The following is an 18,738-nucleotide window of genomic DNA, read 5'->3' as shown; positions in this document are numbered from 1 at the left end:
GTCAGGCAAGGCGCACGAGGGTTAAGCACGGCAGACCGGATGTGATGCCGGCGGCGGGCGGGATCGCCATGGCGACCACTGTGGCCGCCTCCGGACACGGTCATCGCGGCGGCGTCGCCACGGCCGGCGCCTGCGGATGCCACGCCACGCGCCACCGCGGCGCCGGCGCGGCGTCGGGCCAGCGGCGATGCATGCCCAGCCCGGCGGCCAGCACCAGCGTGTCGCCGGCCCACAGCAGCGGCAGCCAGGCCCGGCGCCAGGCCGGGATGCCGGCCTCCTGGCAGGCCTGCTTCAGCGCCCGGGCGGGGCCGCCGGGGCGCAGCACGATGCGTTCGCCGCCGCTGCGCGCGGCCAGGCGCAACGGCTGCCGCAGCACCGCCTCCGGTACGCCGAAGCTGTCGTCGCGGAAGAAATGGAGTTCGCCGCGCCAGGCGGGCACGACGATGCGCGCCTCGCCGCGCCAGTCCAGCAGCACCGCCGCCGGCGCCGCCGCGGGCGGCGGCACGCAGGCCAGCACGCGATCACGGAAACGGCGCAGCACCAGGCCCTCATGCGCGATGGCGGGCTCGCCGCCGGCGTGCGCGACCAGTTGCTCGCGCATCGCCGCCAGCCGCGCGGTGGACGGGGCGCGCACGCCGAGGTCGCGCAGCCACAGGCGCAGTACCGCATCGGCCTGCGCGCCAGGCAAGGCGCGCAGGCCGGGGAGGTCGAGCTCAGACAGTGTGTCGGGGTCGCGACCGGCACGCACCAGCGTGGCCAGCGTAGTGGTGGCCAGCTGGTCGATCAGCGCGCCGGCCTGGGCAAAATGCGCGGCCGCCTGCACCACGTTGGCCGCCAGCGCCGGAAACGCCGCCTGCAGCGCCGGCAGTTGCTGGCGCAACGCGTTGCGCGCGTAGCGGCCGTCGGCATTGGACGGGTCGTCGACCCACCGCAGTGCATTGGCGGCGCAGTAATCCTCGATGCCGGCGCGGGGTTCGTCCAGCCATGGACGCAGCAGCATCACGCCGCTGCGCGGATCCAGCGGGCGCATCGCCGGCATGCCCGCCATGCCGGCCACGCCGGCGCCGCGGAACAGCCGCAGCAGCACGGTCTCGACCTGGTCGTCCTGGTGGTGGGCGAACAGCAGCAGGCGCGCGCCGCTGTCGGCGCACATCGCCGCCAGCGCGGCATAGCGCGCGCGGCGCGCGGCCGCCTCGACGCCCTCGCCCGCCGCCGGCCGCACCGACACGCGCCGCACGAAATAGCCCACCTGCCACTGCGCGCACAGCGCGGCGCAGAAGCGGTCCCACTCGTCGGCTTCGGCCTGCAGCCCGTGGTGGACGTGCAGCGCCACCACGCGTGCGCCATCGCCCGCCTGCGCCACGGCGGCGCGCGCGGCGTGCAGCAGCGCGACCGAGTCGCGCCCGCCCGACAGTGCCACCGCGACCGTCGGCGCCGCCGCGGCGGCGGCGCCAGAAACAACAAAGGCCGCACCGGCCTGCAGGGCCTGTGCGACCTTGTCGGTCAGCCGGGCGGACGGGTCAGTCCTGGGCGCCGGTTTCCTTGAACTTGCCATAGGCCAGCAGGCGCTCGTAGCGGCGCGCCTGCAACTCCTTCACGCTCATGCCCTGGAACTGGCGCAGCGACTCGGCCAGCGAGCGCTTGAGCAGCGCCGCCATGCCCTTGTAGTCGCGGTGCGCGCCGCCCAGCGGCTCGCTCACGATCTTGTCGATCAGGCCCAGCGCCTTCAGGCGATGCGCCGTCAGGCCCAGCGCCTCGGCGGCTTCGGGCGCCTTCTCGGCGGTCTTCCACAGGATCGAGGCACAGCCTTCGGGCGAGATCACCGCGTAGGTGGCGAACTGCAGCATCTGCACCACGTCGCCGACGGCAATCGCCAGCGCGCCGCCCGAACCGCCCTCGCCGATGATGGTGGCGATCAGCGGCACCCTCAGGCCGGCCATCACATACAGGTTGTGGCCGATGGCCTCGGACTGGCCGCGCTCTTCGGCGTCGATGCCCGGGAACGCGCCCGGGGTGTCGACGAAGGTGAAGATCGGCAGCCCGAACTTGTCGGCCAGCTCCATCAGGCGCTTGGCCTTGCGGTAGCCCTCGGGCTTGGGCATGCCGAAATTGCGCATGGCGCGCTCTTTCGTGTCGCGGCCCTTCTGGTGGCCGATCACCATGCACGACTGGCCATTGAAGCGCGCCAGGCCGCCGATGATCGACAGGTCGTCGGCAAAGGTGCGGTCGCCGTGCAGTTCGTGGAAATCGGTAAAGATCTCGCGCACGTAGTCCAGCGTGTAGGGGCGCTGGGGGTGGCGGGCGATTTGCGCAACCTGCCACGGGGTCAGGTTGGCATAGATGTCTTTGGTCAGCTGCTGGCTCTTGCCGGCCAGCCGCGAAATCTCTTCGGAAATGTCGACAGCCGAATCGTCCTGCACGAAGCGCAGTTCTTCGATCTTTGCCTCGAGTTCGGCAATGGGCTGCTCAAAATCCAGGAAGGTGGTTTTCATAAAATCACACGTACCTGTCTGTGAAGGGGCGCATTCTACCGGAAATTGGCCGCTATCTTAGCGCCTGCCAGATAGCCTGCAATGCACCCGAAGTTAATTTTTATTGCCGTGATGCCTAATACGTCACTGGCAACGGGTCGAGGCTGCGCCACATATACCAGGTGGCCACGGTACGCCACGGTTCCCAATTGGCCGCCACCTCGCGCGCCTCGCTGCGCGTGACCGGCTCGCCGCTGAAGTAATTGGCCGAGATCGCGTTGATCAGGCCCACGTCATCGAGCGGCAGCACATTGGGCCGCATCAGGTTGAACATCAGGAACATCTCGGCGGTCCAGCGGCCGATGCCGCGGATCTGGGTCAGCTCGGCGATGACGGCCTCGTCGTCCATCTGCGCCCACTGCGCGACATGGACCGTGCCGGCCTTGAAGTGCGCGGCCAGGTCGATCAGGTATTCCGCCTTACGCTTGGACACGCCGCAGCCCGCCAGCTTCTCGGGGCCGGCGCGCAGGAACTGCGCCGGCGCCAGCCGGGGGCAGACCGCGTGCAGGCGCTCCCATACCGACTGCGCCGCCTTGACCGAGATCTGCTGGCCCACCACCGCGCGCGCCAGCGTGACGAACGGGTCGCCGCGCGAGACCAGGTGCGCGGGGCCATAGGTCGGGATCATCTTGCGCAGGATGCGGTCGCGCTTCATCAGGTCGGCGCACGCCTCGTCCCAGTACGCCGGGCGCACGGCATCGGCGACGGTCTCGACCGGCAGCGGCACCGCCTCGGCTTCCGGCAGCACGGCCTTGGCGTTGCGCGCGGCCCTGGCAGCAGGCCGCGTCGTGTCCTTGCTGGTGTCCTTGCCGTCGGGCAGCGGCGCCTCCCTGGCGCCGGCCTTGCCCGGGCGCGGGCCGGCCGCCTTCGCCCGGCCCGCGGTGGCGGGCGGCGTGGCGGTAGCGGGCTTGCGCGCGGCAGCGTTCAAGCACGCCTCCACTCGGTGGCACCGCCCGGCTTGTCTTCCAGCACGATGCCCGCTTCCAGCAGCTGGGCGCGGATCCGGTCCGCCTCGGCGAAGTTGCGCTCGGCCTTGGCGGCCTTGCGCGCCGCGATCAGCTTCTCGATCTCGTCCGGCGACGGGCCGTCGGCGGACTTGCCGCCCTGCAGGAAGGTATGCGGGTCACGCTCGAGCAAGCCCAGCGTGCCGGCCAGCCCCTTGAGCTGGCGCGCGGCCGCGGTCGAGCCGGTGCGGTTGATCTCGCTGGCCAGGTCGAACAGCACCGACATCGCGATCGGCGTGTTGAAGTCGTCGCCCATGGCCTCGGCAAAGCGCTTCGCGTGCGGCTCGTCCCAGTCCACCGCGCAGCCGCCCGGCTGGCTGTCCTTCAGCGCCGTGTACAGGCGCGTCAGCGCGTGGCGCGCATCGTCCAGGTGGGCGTCGCTGTAGTTCAGCGGGCTGCGGTAGTGCGCGCGCAGGATGAAGAAGCGCACGACCTCGGCGTCGTACGCCTTCAGCACCTCGCGGATGGTGAAAAAATTGCCAAGCGACTTGGACATTTTCTCGTCGTTGATGCGCACGAAGCCGTTGTGCATCCACAGGTTGACGAAGGGCTTGCCGCTGGCGCCTTCGGACTGCGCGATCTCGTTCTCGTGGTGCGGGAACTGCAGGTCCGCCCCGCCGCCATGGATGTCGAAATGCTCGCCCAGCAGCGCGCAGCTCATCGCGGAGCATTCAATGTGCCAGCCGGGGCGGCCGGCGCCCCACTTCGAGTCCCACTTGCTCTCGGGCGGCTCGCTGGCCTTGGCGGATTTCCACAGCACGAAGTCGAGCGGGTCCTGCTTGGCATCGTTGGCGCTGACGCGCTCGCCGGCGCGCAGGTCTTCGAGCGACTTGCCGGACAGCTTGCCGTAGCCGTCGAACTTGCGCACCGAGTAGTTCACGTCGCCGTCGCTGGCCTGGTAGGCCAGGCCCTTGGCCTCGAGCTTGCCGATCATGTCGAGCATCTGCGGCACGTAGTCGGTGGCGCGCGGCTCGTGGTCGGGACGGATCACGCCCAGTGCCGCGGCATCCTCGTGCATGTACTGGATGAAGCGCGTGGTCAGCTCGCCGATGGTCTCACCGTTCTCTACCGCGCGGCGGATGATCTTGTCGTCGATGTCGGTGATGTTCTGCACATACGTCACCTCGTAGCCGGCGGCGCGCAACCACCGGTGCACCATGTCGAACACCACCATCACGCGCGCGTGGCCGACGTGGCAGTAGTCGTACACGGTCATGCCGCACACATACATGCGGACCTTGCCGGGTTCGATTGGCACGAATGGCTGTTTCTCACGCGCGAGCGTGTTGTAGATGTTCAGGGGCTGCATGAAACGAAGTGAGTGGTGAGAGGAGTCTGCCGGGTTCGCCCGGCAGGCAACGCGGGCCATGGCCGCCGGCGCGCACGCCGCCACTGGCGCAATGCCGTCGCGCCCCATATCTTACCGGAAGGCAGTGCGCGAGTCGGCGACGCGGCCCGGCGCGCCGGCGCGCATGGAAGCCGCGCATGGAGCCCGCGCATGGAGCCCGCGCATGGCCCCGCACACCTGGCCGCCGCGGCACCGCCTTCGTGCCGCACTTGCCGCTTTGCTAGAATGCCGCGGAGTATAACGGACCCGTCCTCAATGAGCCTGCCGCTGCCCTCCCCGTTTTTTGCTGTCCACGCCGCCACCGCTGCACGCATGCGCCGGCGCGGATCTCGCACCGTCGTGCCGCTGCTGGCGCTGGCCGCGGCGCTGGCAGGCCCCGCGTCCGCGCAGAACGGCCCGCTGTCGCTGGCGGTGCCGACCTCGCCGGTCGGCGGCATCCAGTCGACCGACCCGGGCATGGGCGAGGCCCAGCAAGCCGCCAATGCGCGCCGCTACGAGGACGCCATCAAGGGCTTCGACCGCGTGCTTGCCACCAATCCGCGCAATGCGCAGGCCCGCTTCCAGCGGGCCTGGGCGCTGGCCCAGGCGGGCCGCGAGGACGAAGCGATCCAGGCCTTCAGCGAGATGGCGCAGGACTTTCCCGAACTGCCCGAGCCGCACAACAACCTGGCACTGCTTTATGCCAAGCGCGGCGACCTGAAGCGCGCCGAAGCCGAACTGCTGCTGGCCACCGAGGTCAAGCCGGCCTTCGCGGTCGGCTACACCAACCTGGGCGACGTCTACCGCCGCCTGGCCGAGCAGGCCTACACCGAGGCCCTGCGCCGCAATCCGGGCGATGCCCGCGCCAGCGCCGGCCTGCGCCAACTGGCCCCGGCCTCCGCCGTGGCAGCGCCACCGAAGCCGGCCGCGCCAGCGGCCACCGGCCGCAAGGCGGCGCCGGGCGGACGCCAGTCTCCGGCCAGCGCCCCGGCGGCGAACTGACCCTCCATCCGCTGGCCCGGCGCGCCATGCCCGGGCCGTGTCCATCCCGACTTACCGGAGTTCCATTCATGATCCGTTCCCGTCGCATCCTGCTGGCCGGCCTGGCCGCCGGCACCCTGGCGCTGTCTTCGTTCAGCGCGCTGGCCCAGCAGAAGGCCGCCGAGCGCGTCCAGTTCGTCACCAGCGCCGGCAAGTTCACGGTCGAGCTCTATCCCGAGGCAGCGCCCAAGACCGTCGCGAACTTCCTGGAATATGTGAAGAGCGGCTTCTACAGTGGCACCATCTTCCACCGCGTGATCAACGGCTTCATGGTGCAGGGCGGCGGCTTTGACCGCGACATGAAGGAAAAGCCCACGCGCGCGCCGATCCCGCTGGAAGCCCGCAACGGCCTCAAGAACAAGGCCGGCACGGTTGCCATGGCGCGCACCAGCAACCCGGACTCGGCCACCGCGCAGTTCTTCGTCAATGTGGTGGATAATCCGAATCTCGACTACCCGCAGCCGGACGGCAATGGCTATGCCGTCTTCGGCAAGGTGGTGGAAGGCATGGACACGATCGACAAGATCAAGTCCGTGCCGACCACGGCCTACGGCCCGATGCGCAACGTGCCGGCCGCGCCGATCGTGATCGAGTCGGCCACCGTCGTCAAATAATTACCGAACAGAGGAAACCGCCATGTCCAAGGTACAGCTCCAGACCAACAAGGGTGTGATCACCCTGGAACTCGACGCCGAGAAGGCCCCGAAAACGGTTGAGAACTTCCTGTCGTATGTCCGCAAGGGCCACTACGACAACACCATCTTCCACCGCGTGATCAAGAACTTCATGATCCAGGGCGGCGGCTTCGAACCCGGCATGAAGCAGAAGGACACCGACGCCCCGATCGAGAACGAAGCCGGCAACGGCCTGAAGAACGACCGCTACACCGTGGCGATGGCGCGCACCAATGCGCCGCACTCGGCCACCGCGCAGTTCTTCATCAACGTGGTCGACAACGACTTCCTCAACTTTTCGTCGCCGACCCCGCAGGGCTTCGGCTATGCCGTGTTCGGCAAGGTCGTCGACGGCACCGACGTGGTCGAGCAGATCAAGGGCGTGCGTACCGGCAGCTCGGGCTTCCACCAGGACGTGCCGCTGGAAGACGTCGTGATCGAGAAGGCCGTCGTCGTCGAATAAGCCGATGCCTGCCGATTGCGGTACCGTGCGCGCGCGCGTGCCGGCCTTTTTTTCCCGACACCACGCATGACCGCAATCTCCCACACGCCGGTGGCCGGTCCCCTCGAGGTACAGGCGCCGGCGTGGTTCATTTCCGACCTGCATCTGACGCCCGGCATGCCGCGCACGCTAGCGGCCTTCGAGCGCACGCTCGAGCGCGCCGCAGCGCAGGCGCGCACGCTGTTCATCCTGGGCGACTTCTTTGAATTCTGGGTCGGCGACGAAGAAACCGACGCGCCGTTCGCGCAACGCGTGGCGCTGGCGCTGCGCACACTGTCCGCGCGCGGCGTGGCGGTGTACCTGATGCACGGCAACCGCGACTTCCTGCTGGGCCGCCGCTTTGCCGGCGCCGCGGGCGCCACGCTGCTGCCCGACCCCACCTTGATCGATTGCGCCGGCCAGCGCGTCGTGCTGAGCCACGGCGACATGCTGTGCATCGACGACGAACGCTACAACCGCTTTCGCCGCTGGACCCGCAAGCGCTGGGTGCAGCGCGTGTTCCTGGCGCTGCCGCTGCGCGCTCGCCTGGCGGTGGCCCGCAAGCTGCGCGCGGACAGCGAAGGCAACCGCGCCAGGCAACGCAGCGCCGGCGCGGCGGTGCCGGTGGTCTATGGGGATGTGGCCCCAGCGGCGGCGGCCGAGTTGCTCGGCGCCGCCGGCGCGTCGCTGCTGATCCATGGCCATACCCATCGCCCTGCCCGCCACGAAGACGGTGCAGGCGTGCGCTGGGTGCTGACCGACTGGGACCTGGATGGCGCGCATCCGCGCGCCGCGGTGCTGCAGCTGGACCGTGACGGTTTCCGGCTGCTGCCGCAGACCGACTGAGCGGCACCGCGGGCCAGCGGCGCAGCCCGTGCCGGCACGCCGTTATTTCATCAGCTTGCGCAGCTCGCTGGCATCGAACGGATCGTTCGGCGTGTTCTCCAGGTGTTCGCCAAGCCGGTCGAGCGCGGCCAGCACGGCCTCGATGCGGTCATGCTGGAGCGCGGCATTGTCGATCAGGCTCTTGAGCGCCAGCGACACCGGGTCGTCGGCGTTGGGCGTGATGCCGTAGGCCGAGAACTCCTGCTTGGCACCCTGCTGCACCGACGGCGCATCCGGCAGGATGATGCGGGCCGGGATGCCGACCGCGGTCGCGCCTGGCGGCACCGGCTTGAGCACCACCGCATTGGAGCCCACGCGCGCGCCGTCGCCCACCACGAACCCGCCCAGCACCTTGGCGCCGGCGCTGACCACCACGCCGGCCCCGAGGGTCGGATGCCGTTTCTGGCCCTTGTACAGCGACGTGCCGCCCAGCGTCACGCCCTGGTAGATGGTGCAGTCGTCGCCGATCTGCGCGGTTTCGCCGATGACCACGCCCATGCCGTGGTCGATGAACACGCGCCGGCCCAGCGTCGCCGCGGGATGGATCTCGATGCCGGTAAAAAAGCGCGACCAGTGCGAAATCCAGCGGCCCAGCCAGTGAAGCCCCGCGCGCCAGCATGCGTGCGCCAGCCGGTGCAGCAGCACCGCGTGCAGGCCCGGGTAGCAGGTCAGGACTTCGAGGCGGCTGCGCGCGGCGGGATCGCGCAGCATGATCGTGTCGATATCTTCCTTCAGGCGAGAGAACATCTTGGTCGTGTCGTGGTGCCGCGCCGTGCGCCGCGCCACGCGGGCCTGGGCCCGGGGCAGGGTCGCCGGCGCGGTCGGGGGCCGGTGAAGAGGATCAGGAGTGTAAGGGATTTGCCGGCCCGCCCTGCGGCACCGGCATTTGGCCCCTGATCCGCCAGGGACATTGCTGCGATGCTGCGATCAACATCGACCGGGCATGCGCGAGCCCGCGGCGGCGGGACATCCGGCCACGCCGCATCGGCATGCACCGTCCTGGTCCCACATCGCATCGCTACGGGTTGCTGCCACAGTCCTTTGCTCCTGTCACCGGTCGGCTTGCGGGCCAGACGGGTTCTGCGCGGCAATCAGCATGTGCTTGGCGATGCCGCGCAGGATGTTCACTTCCTCGCGCTCGAGGCCGCTGCGCGCCAGCAGGCGGCGCAGCCGGGTCATCAGCTTGCGGGGGTTGGACGGATCGAGAAATCCGATCGCCTCCAGCCCGGTCTGCAGGTGGCCGAACATGGCCTCGACCTGTTCCGCCGTGGCCGGCTCGCCAGCATAGCCGATATTGGCGCCCGCGTCCGGGGCGGCGTCCAGCAGCGTCAGCCGCATCTCGTAGGCGACCAGCTGCACCGCCTGCGCCAGGTTCAGCGAGGCATAGGCGGGATTGGCGGGGATATGGGTCACGGCGTTGCAGCGCTCCACCACCTCGTTGGGCAGGCCGTAGCGCTCGTTGCCGAACACGAACGCCACGTCGCCGCTGCCGCCCAGCGTCTGGCGCGCCCGCGCGGCGGCGGCACGCGGCAGCAGCCGCGGCGGCCCGAACTCGCGCTGGCGCGCGGTCATGGCGACGGTCAGCGCGGCCCCGGCCAGGGCCGCGTCCACCCCGTCGACGATCACCGCGGCGGCCAGCACGTCGTCGGCGCCGCTGGCCATGGCCACGGCATCGGGATGCCGCAGCACCTCCGGCTCGCGTGGCGACACCAGCACCAGGCTGCCGAAGCCCATGGTCTTGATGGCCCGCGCCACCGAGCCCACGTTGCCGGGATGGCTGGTTTCCACCAGCACGAAGCGCACGCGGCCGAAGGCGTCGCCGCCGTCGGGTGGCATGGCGGTCTGGCTCGTATCAATTGCCGGGTTCATATACAATTCGGGGTTCTTCTTTGGCGCGGCGCCAGGTTTATCCTTGCCCGCGAGGCGTTCTCGACACATCTACAGGGCGTCCCGCGGCAAGGCCATTCAGTCCAGGCGACGTCCCACGTTCTTCTACAATCCGTTGTGTTGTCAGCTGCCCATGAGCGGGCGTGCGGCGCTTTGGCGCCCCGCCGCATCGTGGCCGGCCTGGAGAGATTCATGCATCCGATGCTCAATATCGCCATCAAGGCGGCCCGCAAGGCGGGATCCATCATCAACCGCGCGTCGCTCGACGTCGATCTGGTGCGCGTCTCGCGCAAGCAACACAACGATTTCGTTACCGAGGTGGACCGCGCCGCTGAAGCCGCGATCATCGAGGTCCTGCGCACCGCCTACCCGGAACACGGCATTCTAGCGGAAGAGTCCGGCCAGTCCTGGGCCGAAGACGAAGCCGGCCATGAATACACCTGGGTGATCGACCCGCTCGACGGCACCACCAACTTCATCCACGGCTTCCCGCAATACGCGGTCTCGATCGCCCAGCTGCACCGCGGCACGCCGGTGCAGGCGGTGGTCTATGACCCGACCCGCGACGAACTGTTCACCGCCACCAAGGGCGCCGGCGCCTTCCTGAACAACCGCCGCATCCGCGTCACCCGCCGCGACAAGCTGGCCGACTGCCTGATCGGCACCGGCTTCCCGTTCCGCGACCTGGAAGGCGTGGACGAGTACCTCGAGATCTTCGCGCTGATGACGCGCAGCTGCGCCGGCCTGCGTCGCCCGGGCGCCGCGGCGCTGGACCTGGCCTACGTGGCCTGCGGCCGCCTCGACGGCTTCTTCGAGCGCGGCCTGCAGCCGTGGGACATGGCCGCCGGCATGCTGCTGATCACCGAATCGGGCGGGCTGGTGGGCAACTATGCCGGCGAGCCGCGCCAGATGGAACAAGGCGAAGTGCTGGCCGGCAACCCCAAGGCCTTTGCCCAGATGGTGCGCCTGCTGTCGCCGTACTCGCTGGACAACGCCAAGCCCGCCTCGGCCTGAATCCCGCTGATGGCCTGAGCGGCCATGCCAGCCCGCCCGCCGCATTCCGGCGGGCGTTTGTTTTTACGGGGCCGCATGCACGTGCGTTGCCCAACGCGGCCTCGTCTCATTCCCCGGCGAGCCATGATCCTGGTCAAGGCCGCGCCGCCCTGCGCTCACCAGAATGAATCCATGCGCCACGCCATGTGCGCGCGGATCCAGCCACAGGAGAGCCAGCATGTTTCCCGAGTACCGCGACCAGATCAGCACCCTGAAGACCCAAGACGCGCACTTTGCGCGGCTGTTCCACCGCCACAATTCGCTCGATCAGGAAATCCACAACATGGAGCGCGGCCTGGTGCCGGCTTCCACGTTCGAAATCGAGCGGCTGAAAAAAGAGAAGCTGCTGCTCAAGGACCAGCTCTATCAAATCCTGCGCCGCACCGCCGCCTGACGGAGGCGCGCAGATGACCGACCCCAACCTCCAGACCTCGCGCACTCCGGGCGCGACACGGCCCCGCGCCACGGCCCGCGGCGATGTGCTGCCCACCCGCTCCGCGCTGTCGGCCCAGCGCAATGAAGTCGACAGCGCCGTCGAAGCCGCCGTGCAACTGGCGGCAGGCGGCATGCAGGACATCCTGGCCAGCCAGGCCGGCGATGGCACCGGCATGCTTGGCGCCATCCGCACGCTGCTCGACGGCCTGGCGCCGGACGAGGCCGCGCAATTGCGCAGCCTGATCCTCGAAGGCGATCCCGCCGCCTGGCAGGCTGGCCGCCAGCGCCACCCGGACGACGAACTGTCCGCCGGCTGGCGCGAAGGCGCCTACCCGTACCAGAACCTGATGTCGCGGCGCAATTACGAGAAGCAGAAGTACCGCCTGCAGGTGGAACTGCTCAAGTTCCAGGCCTGGGTGCGCGAGACCGGCCAGCGCGTGGTGATCCTGTTCGAAGGCCGCGACGCCGCCGGCAAGGGCGGTACCATCAAACGCTTCATGGAACACATGAACCCGCGCGGCGCCCGCGTGGTGGCGCTGGAAAAGCCTACCGAGGCCGAACGCGGGCAATGGTACTTCCAGCGCTACGTGCAGCACCTGCCGTCCGCGGGAGAGATCGTGCTGTTCGACCGCTCCTGGTACAACCGCGCCGGCGTCGAGCATGTGATGGGCTTTTGCTCGGCGCGCGAATACCAGGACTTCCTGCAGCAGGCGCCGGATTTCGAGCGGCACCTGGTGCGCAGCGGCATCCACCTGTTCAAGTTCTGGTTCTCGGTAAGCCAGAAGGAGCAGCGCCGGCGCTTCCGCGAGCGCGAGATCCATCCGCTCAAGCAATGGAAGCTCAGCCCGGTCGACGTGGCCTCGCTCGACAAATGGGACGACTACACCCGCGCCAAGGAGGCCATGTTCGCGCATACCGATACCGCCGATGCGCCATGGACGGTGATCCGCTCCGATTGCAAGAAGCGCGCGCGGCTCAATGCACTGCGCTACATCCTGTCGCGCTTCCCGTATGCCAACCGCGACACCACCGCCATCGGCCAGCCGGATCCGCTGATCGTCGGGCGCGCGCTGGCCAACTGAACGCGGCGCGGCAGCATAGGATGCCGCCCGCGCTCGCCCGCTTCGCGCCATTCGCCACACACAACATAAAAAGGACGCCATGTTCAAGCACATCCTGCTCCCCGTCGACGGCTCGGAGCTGTCGCACCGGGCGGTCTCCGCCGCCATCCAGTTCGCCCGCACATCGGCGGCACGGCTCACGCCCTACATGTGCGTGGAGAGCTATCCGTATGTGCTGACCAGCGACAGCTCGCACGAAAAGCGCGACGCGTACCAGCAGCGCGTGCAAGCCGATGCGCGCCAGGAACTGGCCAAGGTCGAGTCCGCGGCCGCGCTGGCCGGCGTGCCATGCACCGGCCACGTCTCCAGCGCGTCGGCGCCGTACCAGGGCATCATCCATGCCGCCAGGGACCTGGGCTGCGATGTCATCTTCATGGCCTCGCATGGCCGCCGCGGCCTCAGCGGGCTGCTGCTGGGCAGCGAAACGCAGAAGGTGCTGACCCATAGCGATATTCCGGTGCTGGTGTTCCGCTGATCCCGGGCCGCCACAGGGGTCTGCGACCCTTCGGCGTCGCCACCGTGCTGTACCATATCGCCCATATTCGAAAACGCCCCTTAGTGCCGCGGCCGCAGGCCGCCGGACCAGCGCCCGGCCCGCCACCGCGGAGGCGCTTTTCCACGGCACGCAGGGTGCGCTCGCGCGGATCGGGCGGCACGATGCAGGCCCACCGCCAGACAGGCTAAATGGCAATGGGATTGCAGAAAAAGACCGACACCGAACAGGCGCAGGCCGATTCGTCCGCAGGCAAGCACACACCCATGATGGCGCAATATTTGCGCATCAAGGCGGACCATCCCGACACCCTGCTGTTCTACCGCATGGGTGACTTCTACGAACTTTTTCATGACGATGCCGAGAAGGCGGCGCGCCTGCTCGACATCACGCTGACCGCGCGCGGCGCTTCCAACGGCGTGCCGATCCGCATGGCCGGCATCCCCTTCCATTCGGTGGACCAGTACCTGGCGCGGCTGGTGAAGCTGGGCGAATCGGTTGCGATCTGCGAGCAGATCGGCGACCCGGCCACCAGCAAGGGGCCGGTGGAGCGCAAGGTGGTGCGCATCGTCACCCCGGGCACGCTGACCGATGCCGCGCTGCTGCCGGACAAGGCCGATACCTTCCTGATGGCCGTGCACCAGCAGACCACGCGCCGCGGCGTCAGCAAGACCGGCCTGGCGTGGCTGAACCTGGCCAGCGGCGAACTGCGCCTGATGGAATGCGAAGCGGCGCTGCTGGGCCGCGAACTGGAGCGCATCCGCCCGGCCGAGCTGCTTTATGCCGATGGCATCGAACTGCCCGCGCTGGCGTGCGCACGCACGCGCCTGCCGGAATGGCACTTCGACCAGGACGCCGGCACGCGCCGGCTGCGCGAGCAGCTCGGCGTGGCCAGCCTGGACCCGTTCGGCTGTGCCGGGCTGGGGGCCGCGCTGGGCGCGGCCGGCGCGCTGCTGAACTACGCCGCCACCACCCAGGGCCAGTCGCTACGCCATGTGCAGGGCGTGAAGGTCGAGCGCGAATCGGAGTACGTCGGGCTGGATTCCGCCACCCGGCGCAACCTGGAGCTGACCGAAACGCTGCGAGGCGGCGAGTCGCCGACGCTGTTCTCGCTGCTTGACACCTGCTGCACCGCCATGGGCAGCCGCGCGCTGCGCCACTGGCTGCACCACCCGCTGCGCGACCCCGCCGTCCCGCAGGCACGGCAGCAGGCCATCGGCGTGCTGATCGACCAGGGCAGCGACGCGCTGCGCGCGGCGCTGCGCCGGCTGGCCGACGTCGAGCGCATCACCTCGCGCCTGGCGCTGCTCAACGCGCGCCCGCGCGACCTGTCGTCGCTGCGCGACACGCTGCGCGCGCTGCCGGAGGTGCAGGCCTGCCTGCGCGACGACCAGGGCAGCCTGCTGCTGGCGCAAACCGTGCAGGACCTGGCCGTGCCGCAGGCTTGCCTGGAGCTGCTGGTCCGCGCCGTGGCCGAAGAACCCGCCACGGTGGTGCGCGACGGCGGCGTGATCGCGCGCGGCTTCGATGCCGAGCTCGACGAGCTGCGCGATATCTCCGAAAACTGCGGCCAGTTCCTGATCGACCTGGAAGCGCGCGAGCGCGCGCGCACCGGCATTGCGAACCTGCGCGTCGAGTTCAACCGCGTGCACGGCTTCTATATCGAGGTCACCAACGGCCAGGCCGACAAGGTGCCCGACGACTACCGCCGCCGCCAGACCCTGAAGAACGCCGAGCGCTACATCACGCCCGAGCTGAAGGCCTTCGAAGACAAGGCACTTTCGGCGCAGGACCGCGCACTGGCGCGCGAGAAGCAGCTGTACGAGGGCCTGCTGCAAGCCCTGCTGCCGCATATCGGCGAGCTGCAGCGCGTGGCCGCCGCGCTGGCGCGGCTGGACGTGCTGGCGGCACTGGCCGAGCGCGCGCAGACGCTGGACTGGTCGGCGCCGGAGCGCGTCGCCGAGAACGTGGTCGATATCGTGCAGGGCCGGCACCCGGTGGTCGAAGGCCAGCTCGCGGCGGAGTCGGTGGCGTTTATCGCCAACGACTGCCAGCTCAACGAGGCGCGCAAGCTGTTGCTGATCACCGGCCCGAACATGGGCGGCAAATCGACCTTCATGCGCCAGACCGCGCTGATCGTGCTGCTGGCCTGCGTCGGCGCCTATGTGCCGGCGCGGCGGGCGGTGATCGGGCCGATCGACCGCATCTTTACCCGCATCGGCGCCGCCGACGACCTGGCCGGCGGGCGCTCGACCTTCATGGTCGAAATGACCGAGGCCGCCGGCATCCTGCACCACGCCACGCCGGCATCGCTGGTGCTGATGGACGAGATCGGCCGCGGCACCTCGACCTTCGACGGCCTGGCGCTGGCGTGGGCGATCGCGCGCCACCTGCTGTCGCACAACCGCAGCCATACCCTGTTCGCCACGCACTACTTCGAGCTGACCCAGCTGCCGCAGGAGTTCCCGCAGGCGGCCAACGTGCACCTGTCGGCGGTCGAGCACGGCGACGGCATCGTGTTCCTGCATGCGGTGCAGGACGGCCCGGCCAGCCAGAGTTATGGCCTGCAGGTGGCGCAACTGGCCGGCGTGCCGCAGCCGGTGATCCGCGCCGCGCGCAAGCACCTGGCCTGGCTGGAGCAGCAATCCGCCGACGCCACGCCCACGCCGCAACTCGACCTGTTCGCCGCGCCGCCGACGCCGGACGACGACGAGGCCTGGGACGATGGCGATGCCGGCACGGCTTCCGCCAACGGTGCCGCCGTGCTGGCGCCGGAGCAGGCCGCCGTGATCGATGCGCTGGCCGACCTGGACCCGGACACCCTGACGCCGCGCGCGGCACTGGACGCGCTGTACCGGCTCAAGGCGCTCGCGGGCGAGGCGGTCGACACGGCATGAACGCGCTGCGACGCGCCCTGCCGACCCTGCTGCTGCCGTGGCTGTGCTTGATCGCCATGGCGACGGCCGCGCCGCACGCGCTGGCGGCGCGGCCGCCGGCCAAGCCCCAGGTGGTGCGCATCGCGCTGATCGCCGACCTGCCGCAATGGCCCGCCGCGGAGGCCAATATGGCGACGCTGCTCGAGCACTTCGCCGAGCGCAAGCTGAACCTGGTCATCCATGCCGGCGGCATCAAGGGCGATACGGAATCGTGCAGCGACGCCGTGCTCGGCAGCCGCCAGCAGTTGCTGAACCAGTCGCCGCTGCCGCTGATCTATGTGCCGGGCGAAACTGACTGGTCCGAATGCCGGCTGCCGGTCAACGGCAGCTTCGACCCGGTCGAGCGGCTGAACCGCCTGCGCGAACTGTTCTTTCCGGAAGACGCCACGCTCGGCCGGCAATCGCGGCCGCTGGTGCGGCAATCGGACCAGGCGCTGTTTCGCAGCTTCCGCGAGAACATGCGCATCAGCGTCGGCGATGTGCTCATCGTCGGCCTGAACGTGCCGGGCGACAATAACCACTACCGCGATGAAGGCGGCCGCAACAGCGAATTCGAGGACCGGCGCGAAGCCAACCGGCAGTGGCTGGCCCGGGCGTTCTCGGTGGCGCGCCAGCGCGACCTCAACGGCATCGTCGTGGTGGCGCACGCCGATCCGCATTTTGCCAACGGCTGGGAAAAGCGGGGACGGCCCACGCTGCTGGACGGCTTCATGCGCCATCGCACGCGCGATGGCTACCTGGAATTCAAGCGCCAGCTGCGCGACCTGAGCGCGCGCTTCAACGGCCAGGTGTTGCTGGTGCATGCGGCCGGCGGCGGCCCCGACAGCGGCTTCGGCATCGACAAGCCGCTGCGCGACGCGGCCGGCAAGGTGATGCAGAACTTCACGCGCGTATCGCTGCCGAGCAGCACGGTCTCGCAATGGGCCGAGCTGGTGATCACCCCCGCCGTGGCATCGCCGTTCGCGGTCGTACTGAAGGACGCCCCGGCACCGCAGTGACGCGCGCCAAAGCAAAGAAGCCGGCAACGGCCGGCTTCTTCAGGGGCGATACGCAGGCGGGCGCTCAGTGCAGCGTGCGGGGGGTATCGTCGTCCTCGTCTTCGTCCACCACCTCGACGCCCGAGGCGCCGTGGGCGTGGCCATGCTCGACTTCCTCGGCGGTGGCTTCGCGCACTTCCGAAACCTTCAGCCAGAAGCGCAGCGCCATGCCGGCCAGCGGATGATTGCCGTCGAGCACGACCTTGTCCTCGGCCACGTCGGTCACGGTGTAGATGACGGAGTCTTCTTCGTCGCCGTCCTCGGGCATGCCCTCGAACTGCATGCCGACTTCGAGCGGCTCGGGGAAGCGGTTGCGCGGCTCCACCTTCACCAGGTCGGCATCGTAGTCGCCGAACGCGTCTTCCGGCTCCAGCTGCAGCTGGGTCTCGAAGCCGGTGTCATGGCCGTCGAGCGCTTCCTCGATCTTGGGGAACGTGCCATCATACCCGCCGTGCAAATAGACCATGGCTTCATCTGACTCCTCGATCAGATTGCCTTGCGCGTCCGATAGCTTGTACATCACGGACACCACCGTGTTCTTAGCGATTTTCAATTCTTGACTCCATGAACGATTCCGCATTATACGCGCAGGCCCTGCCCCCTGGCCCCGTCGATCCAGACACTCCGCTCGACCTGCTTGGTGGCATGACGCCTGCTGCATTCATGCGGGATGTCTGGCATCGCAAGCCCTTGCTCATTCGACAGGCGGTGCCGGGAATTGTGCCGCCGGTGTCGCGCGATGCGCTTTTCGATCTCGCCGATCGCGACGACGTCGAATCGCGCCTGGTGACGCACTTCCGCAACCGCTGGAAGCTCGCGCACGGTCCATTTGCGCGCGAAAACCTGCCCGGCGTCAAGACCCGCCAGTGGACCCTGCTGGTACAGGGCGTCAACCTGCACGATGCCGCCGCGGCGGAACTGATGGGCCGCTTCCGCTTCGTGCCCGACGCCCGCCTCGACGACGTGATGATCAGCTACGCCACCGACGGCGGCGGCGTGGGGCCGCACTTCGACTCCTATGACGTGTTCCTGCTGCAAGTCTCGGGCCGGCGCCGCTGGCGCATTTCGTCACAGACCAGCCTTGAGCTGATTCCCGACATGCCGCTGAAGATTCTTGCCGACTTCAGCGCGGAACAGGAATGGGTGCTGGAGCCGGGCGACATGCTGTACCTGCCGCCGCAATATGCGCACGATGGTATTGCCGAAGGCGAATGCATGACCTGCTCGATCGGTTTCCGCGCGCCCGCTTATCGCGAATTGGCCGGGCACTTCCTGGCGTGGTTGTCGGAAACGGTGGAAGACAACGAAGACCTCGGCGGCCGTTATGCCGATGCCGGCGAGCGCGCCGCGACGCGTCCCGCGCAATTGCCGGCCGGCATGGCCAAGGCGGTGGCGGAACGGCTCAAGGCACTGCAATGGAACAGCCAGATGGTGTCGGAGTTTCTGGGCACGCATCTGTCCGAGCCCAAGCCTGGCGTTGAATTTGCAGAGATCGCTGACATGCCGTTGCGCCGTTATGCGACACTGGCGTCCCGGCATGGGGTGGTACTGGCCCCGGCTTCGATTGCGCTTTACGACCGGGCCAATTTCTTCCTGAATGGAGAAGCCTACGAGCCGCCGGCCGAATTGATGCCGTGGCTGAAGAAGTTGGCCGATAATCGGCAGCTCAGTGCCCAGGAAGTCGAGACCTGTGCCGATCTGCCCGATCTGATGGAAACATTCCATCACTGGACCCTGGAGGGATGGTTGCAATTGGGGCCGCGGCTGTAATAATGCGTAACATTGCGAATCAGCAAATTTCGGCGCTACACAAGCCGGGAAAACGCGGATATA

At 68.7% G+C, this 18,738-nt stretch carries 18 protein-coding genes; 11 read left to right on the top strand and 7 right to left on the bottom strand.

Features of this window, described 5'->3' with window-relative positions:
• Nucleotides 1–100: 100 nt before the first annotated feature.
• The 4 genes from tilS to cysS all read right to left on the bottom strand — a co-directional run bounded on the left by tilS (nucleotide 101) and on the right by cysS (nucleotide 4,844).
• Nucleotides 101–1,555 (bottom strand): tRNA lysidine(34) synthetase TilS, encoded by a 1,455-nt coding sequence (tilS, locus tag RALTA_RS05745; RefSeq protein WP_354005878.1) that lies wholly within the window; start codon nucleotides 1,553–1,555, stop codon nucleotides 101–103.
• Nucleotides 1,521–2,492, bottom strand: a complete 972-nt coding sequence (locus tag RALTA_RS05740; RefSeq protein ID WP_012352493.1) for an acetyl-CoA carboxylase carboxyltransferase subunit alpha — start codon at nucleotides 2,490–2,492, stop codon at nucleotides 1,521–1,523. Before RALTA_RS05740 ends, tilS begins: the two co-directional genes overlap by 35 nt.
• Before the next feature lie 115 nt (nucleotides 2,493–2,607).
• Complete coding sequence (locus RALTA_RS05735) at nucleotides 2,608–3,459, bottom strand: DNA-3-methyladenine glycosylase family protein (RefSeq protein WP_025582222.1); 852 nt, start codon at nucleotides 3,457–3,459, stop codon at nucleotides 2,608–2,610.
• Complete coding sequence (gene cysS, locus RALTA_RS05730; protein ID WP_012352491.1) at nucleotides 3,456–4,844, bottom strand: cysteine--tRNA ligase; 1,389 nt, start codon at nucleotides 4,842–4,844, stop codon at nucleotides 3,456–3,458. Before cysS ends, RALTA_RS05735 begins: the two co-directional genes overlap by 4 nt.
• Nucleotides 4,845–5,138: 294 nt before the next feature.
• Between cysS and RALTA_RS05725 the strand changes: the two genes are divergently transcribed.
• From RALTA_RS05725 to RALTA_RS05710, 4 genes are all read left to right on the top strand, one after another.
• Nucleotides 5,139–5,864: a tetratricopeptide repeat protein gene (locus RALTA_RS05725; protein WP_025582224.1), complete on the top strand. Its 726-nt coding sequence runs from the start codon at nucleotides 5,139–5,141 to the stop codon at nucleotides 5,862–5,864.
• 68 nt (nucleotides 5,865–5,932) lie between these two features.
• The gene (locus RALTA_RS05720; protein WP_012352489.1) at nucleotides 5,933–6,517 is read left to right on the top strand and encodes a peptidylprolyl isomerase; all 585 of its coding nucleotides are present in this window, start codon (nucleotides 5,933–5,935) and stop codon (nucleotides 6,515–6,517) included.
• 22 nt (nucleotides 6,518–6,539) lie between these two features.
• Entirely contained in the window at nucleotides 6,540–7,040 is a 501-nt protein-coding gene (locus RALTA_RS05715; protein ID WP_012352488.1) for a peptidylprolyl isomerase, read from the top strand.
• A gap of 66 nt (nucleotides 7,041–7,106) precedes the next feature.
• Nucleotides 7,107–7,904: a UDP-2,3-diacylglucosamine diphosphatase gene (locus RALTA_RS05710; protein ID WP_012352487.1), complete on the top strand. Its 798-nt coding sequence runs from the start codon at nucleotides 7,107–7,109 to the stop codon at nucleotides 7,902–7,904.
• A 42-nt stretch (nucleotides 7,905–7,946) separates the two neighbouring features.
• Here the strand turns inward: RALTA_RS05710 and cysE are convergent, their stop codons facing one another.
• Both cysE and RALTA_RS05700 read right to left on the bottom strand, forming a co-directional pair.
• Nucleotides 7,947–8,690 (bottom strand): serine O-acetyltransferase, encoded by a 744-nt coding sequence (gene cysE, locus RALTA_RS05705; protein ID WP_041232314.1) that lies wholly within the window; start codon nucleotides 8,688–8,690, stop codon nucleotides 7,947–7,949.
• 303 nt (nucleotides 8,691–8,993) lie between these two features.
• A complete protein-coding gene (locus RALTA_RS05700) occupies nucleotides 8,994–9,812 on the bottom strand; it encodes an RNA methyltransferase (protein ID WP_012352485.1) in 819 nt (272 codons plus the stop codon).
• A 210-nt stretch (nucleotides 9,813–10,022) separates the two neighbouring features.
• Between RALTA_RS05700 and RALTA_RS05695 the strand changes: the two genes are divergently transcribed.
• The 6 genes from RALTA_RS05695 to RALTA_RS05670 all read left to right on the top strand — a co-directional run bounded on the left by RALTA_RS05695 (nucleotide 10,023) and on the right by RALTA_RS05670 (nucleotide 16,866).
• Complete coding sequence (locus tag RALTA_RS05695) at nucleotides 10,023–10,844, top strand: inositol monophosphatase family protein (protein WP_012352484.1); 822 nt, start codon at nucleotides 10,023–10,025, stop codon at nucleotides 10,842–10,844.
• Nucleotides 10,845–11,061: 217 nt separating this feature from the next.
• Nucleotides 11,062–11,277 carry a YdcH family protein gene (locus RALTA_RS05690; RefSeq protein ID WP_012352483.1) on the top strand — a complete coding sequence of 72 codons (216 nt, stop codon included), beginning with the start codon at nucleotides 11,062–11,064 and terminating at the stop codon, nucleotides 11,275–11,277.
• Nucleotides 11,278–11,290: 13 nt separating this feature from the next.
• The gene (gene ppk2, locus RALTA_RS05685) at nucleotides 11,291–12,400 is read left to right on the top strand and encodes a polyphosphate kinase 2 (protein ID WP_012352482.1); all 1,110 of its coding nucleotides are present in this window, start codon (nucleotides 11,291–11,293) and stop codon (nucleotides 12,398–12,400) included.
• A gap of 79 nt (nucleotides 12,401–12,479) precedes the next feature.
• Complete coding sequence (locus RALTA_RS05680) at nucleotides 12,480–12,914, top strand: universal stress protein (protein ID WP_012352481.1); 435 nt, start codon at nucleotides 12,480–12,482, stop codon at nucleotides 12,912–12,914.
• A gap of 215 nt (nucleotides 12,915–13,129) precedes the next feature.
• Nucleotides 13,130–15,829 carry a DNA mismatch repair protein MutS gene (gene mutS, locus RALTA_RS05675; protein WP_240991081.1) on the top strand — a complete coding sequence of 900 codons (2,700 nt, stop codon included), beginning with the start codon at nucleotides 13,130–13,132 and terminating at the stop codon, nucleotides 15,827–15,829.
• The gene (locus tag RALTA_RS05670) at nucleotides 15,826–16,866 is read left to right on the top strand and encodes a hypothetical protein (protein ID WP_012352479.1); all 1,041 of its coding nucleotides are present in this window, start codon (nucleotides 15,826–15,828) and stop codon (nucleotides 16,864–16,866) included. The genes mutS and RALTA_RS05670 overlap by 4 nt, the downstream gene beginning before the upstream one ends.
• Nucleotides 16,867–16,930: 64 nt before the next feature.
• On the opposite strand, the gene RALTA_RS05665 is transcribed toward RALTA_RS05670, so the two are convergent.
• Nucleotides 16,931–17,458: an FKBP-type peptidyl-prolyl cis-trans isomerase gene (locus RALTA_RS05665; protein WP_025582242.1), complete on the bottom strand. Its 528-nt coding sequence runs from the start codon at nucleotides 17,456–17,458 to the stop codon at nucleotides 16,931–16,933.
• Nucleotides 17,459–17,469: 11 nt separating this feature from the next.
• On the opposite strand from RALTA_RS05665, the gene RALTA_RS05660 reads away from it, so the two are divergent.
• Nucleotides 17,470–18,675 carry a cupin domain-containing protein gene (locus tag RALTA_RS05660; protein ID WP_012352477.1) on the top strand — a complete coding sequence of 402 codons (1,206 nt, stop codon included), beginning with the start codon at nucleotides 17,470–17,472 and terminating at the stop codon, nucleotides 18,673–18,675.
• Nucleotides 18,676–18,738 lie beyond the last annotated feature (63 nt).

Source organism: Cupriavidus taiwanensis LMG 19424, from assembly GCF_000069785.1.
GTDB lineage: Bacteria > Pseudomonadota > Gammaproteobacteria > Burkholderiales > Burkholderiaceae > Cupriavidus > Cupriavidus taiwanensis.
This window is presented reverse-complemented; position numbering and strand designations above follow the sequence as displayed.

Coding starts and splice junctions, on each gene's coding strand:
- tilS (WP_354005878.1), bottom strand. CDS start 1,555: ATGGCAAGTTCAAGGAAACCGGCGCCCAGGACTGACCCGTCCGCCCGG.
- RALTA_RS05740 (WP_012352493.1), bottom strand. CDS start 2,492: ATGAAAACCACCTTCCTGGATTTTGAGCAGCCCATTGCCGAACTCGAG.
- cysS (WP_012352491.1), bottom strand. CDS start 4,844: ATGCAGCCCCTGAACATCTACAACACGCTCGCGCGTGAGAAACAGCCA.
- RALTA_RS05725 (WP_025582224.1), top strand. CDS start 5,139: ATGAGCCTGCCGCTGCCCTCCCCGTTTTTTGCTGTCCACGCCGCCACC.
- RALTA_RS05720 (WP_012352489.1), top strand. CDS start 5,933: ATGATCCGTTCCCGTCGCATCCTGCTGGCCGGCCTGGCCGCCGGCACC.
- RALTA_RS05715 (WP_012352488.1), top strand. CDS start 6,540: ATGTCCAAGGTACAGCTCCAGACCAACAAGGGTGTGATCACCCTGGAA.
- RALTA_RS05710 (WP_012352487.1), top strand. CDS start 7,107: ATGACCGCAATCTCCCACACGCCGGTGGCCGGTCCCCTCGAGGTACAG.
- cysE (WP_041232314.1), bottom strand. CDS start 8,690: ATGTTCTCTCGCCTGAAGGAAGATATCGACACGATCATGCTGCGCGAT.
- RALTA_RS05700 (WP_012352485.1), bottom strand. CDS start 9,812: ATGAACCCGGCAATTGATACGAGCCAGACCGCCATGCCACCCGACGGC.
- RALTA_RS05695 (WP_012352484.1), top strand. CDS start 10,023: ATGCATCCGATGCTCAATATCGCCATCAAGGCGGCCCGCAAGGCGGGA.
- RALTA_RS05690 (WP_012352483.1), top strand. CDS start 11,062: ATGTTTCCCGAGTACCGCGACCAGATCAGCACCCTGAAGACCCAAGAC.
- ppk2 (WP_012352482.1), top strand. CDS start 11,291: ATGACCGACCCCAACCTCCAGACCTCGCGCACTCCGGGCGCGACACGG.
- RALTA_RS05680 (WP_012352481.1), top strand. CDS start 12,480: ATGTTCAAGCACATCCTGCTCCCCGTCGACGGCTCGGAGCTGTCGCAC.
- mutS (WP_240991081.1), top strand. CDS start 13,130: ATGGGATTGCAGAAAAAGACCGACACCGAACAGGCGCAGGCCGATTCG.
- RALTA_RS05670 (WP_012352479.1), top strand. CDS start 15,826: ATGAACGCGCTGCGACGCGCCCTGCCGACCCTGCTGCTGCCGTGGCTG.
- RALTA_RS05660 (WP_012352477.1), top strand. CDS start 17,470: ATGAACGATTCCGCATTATACGCGCAGGCCCTGCCCCCTGGCCCCGTC.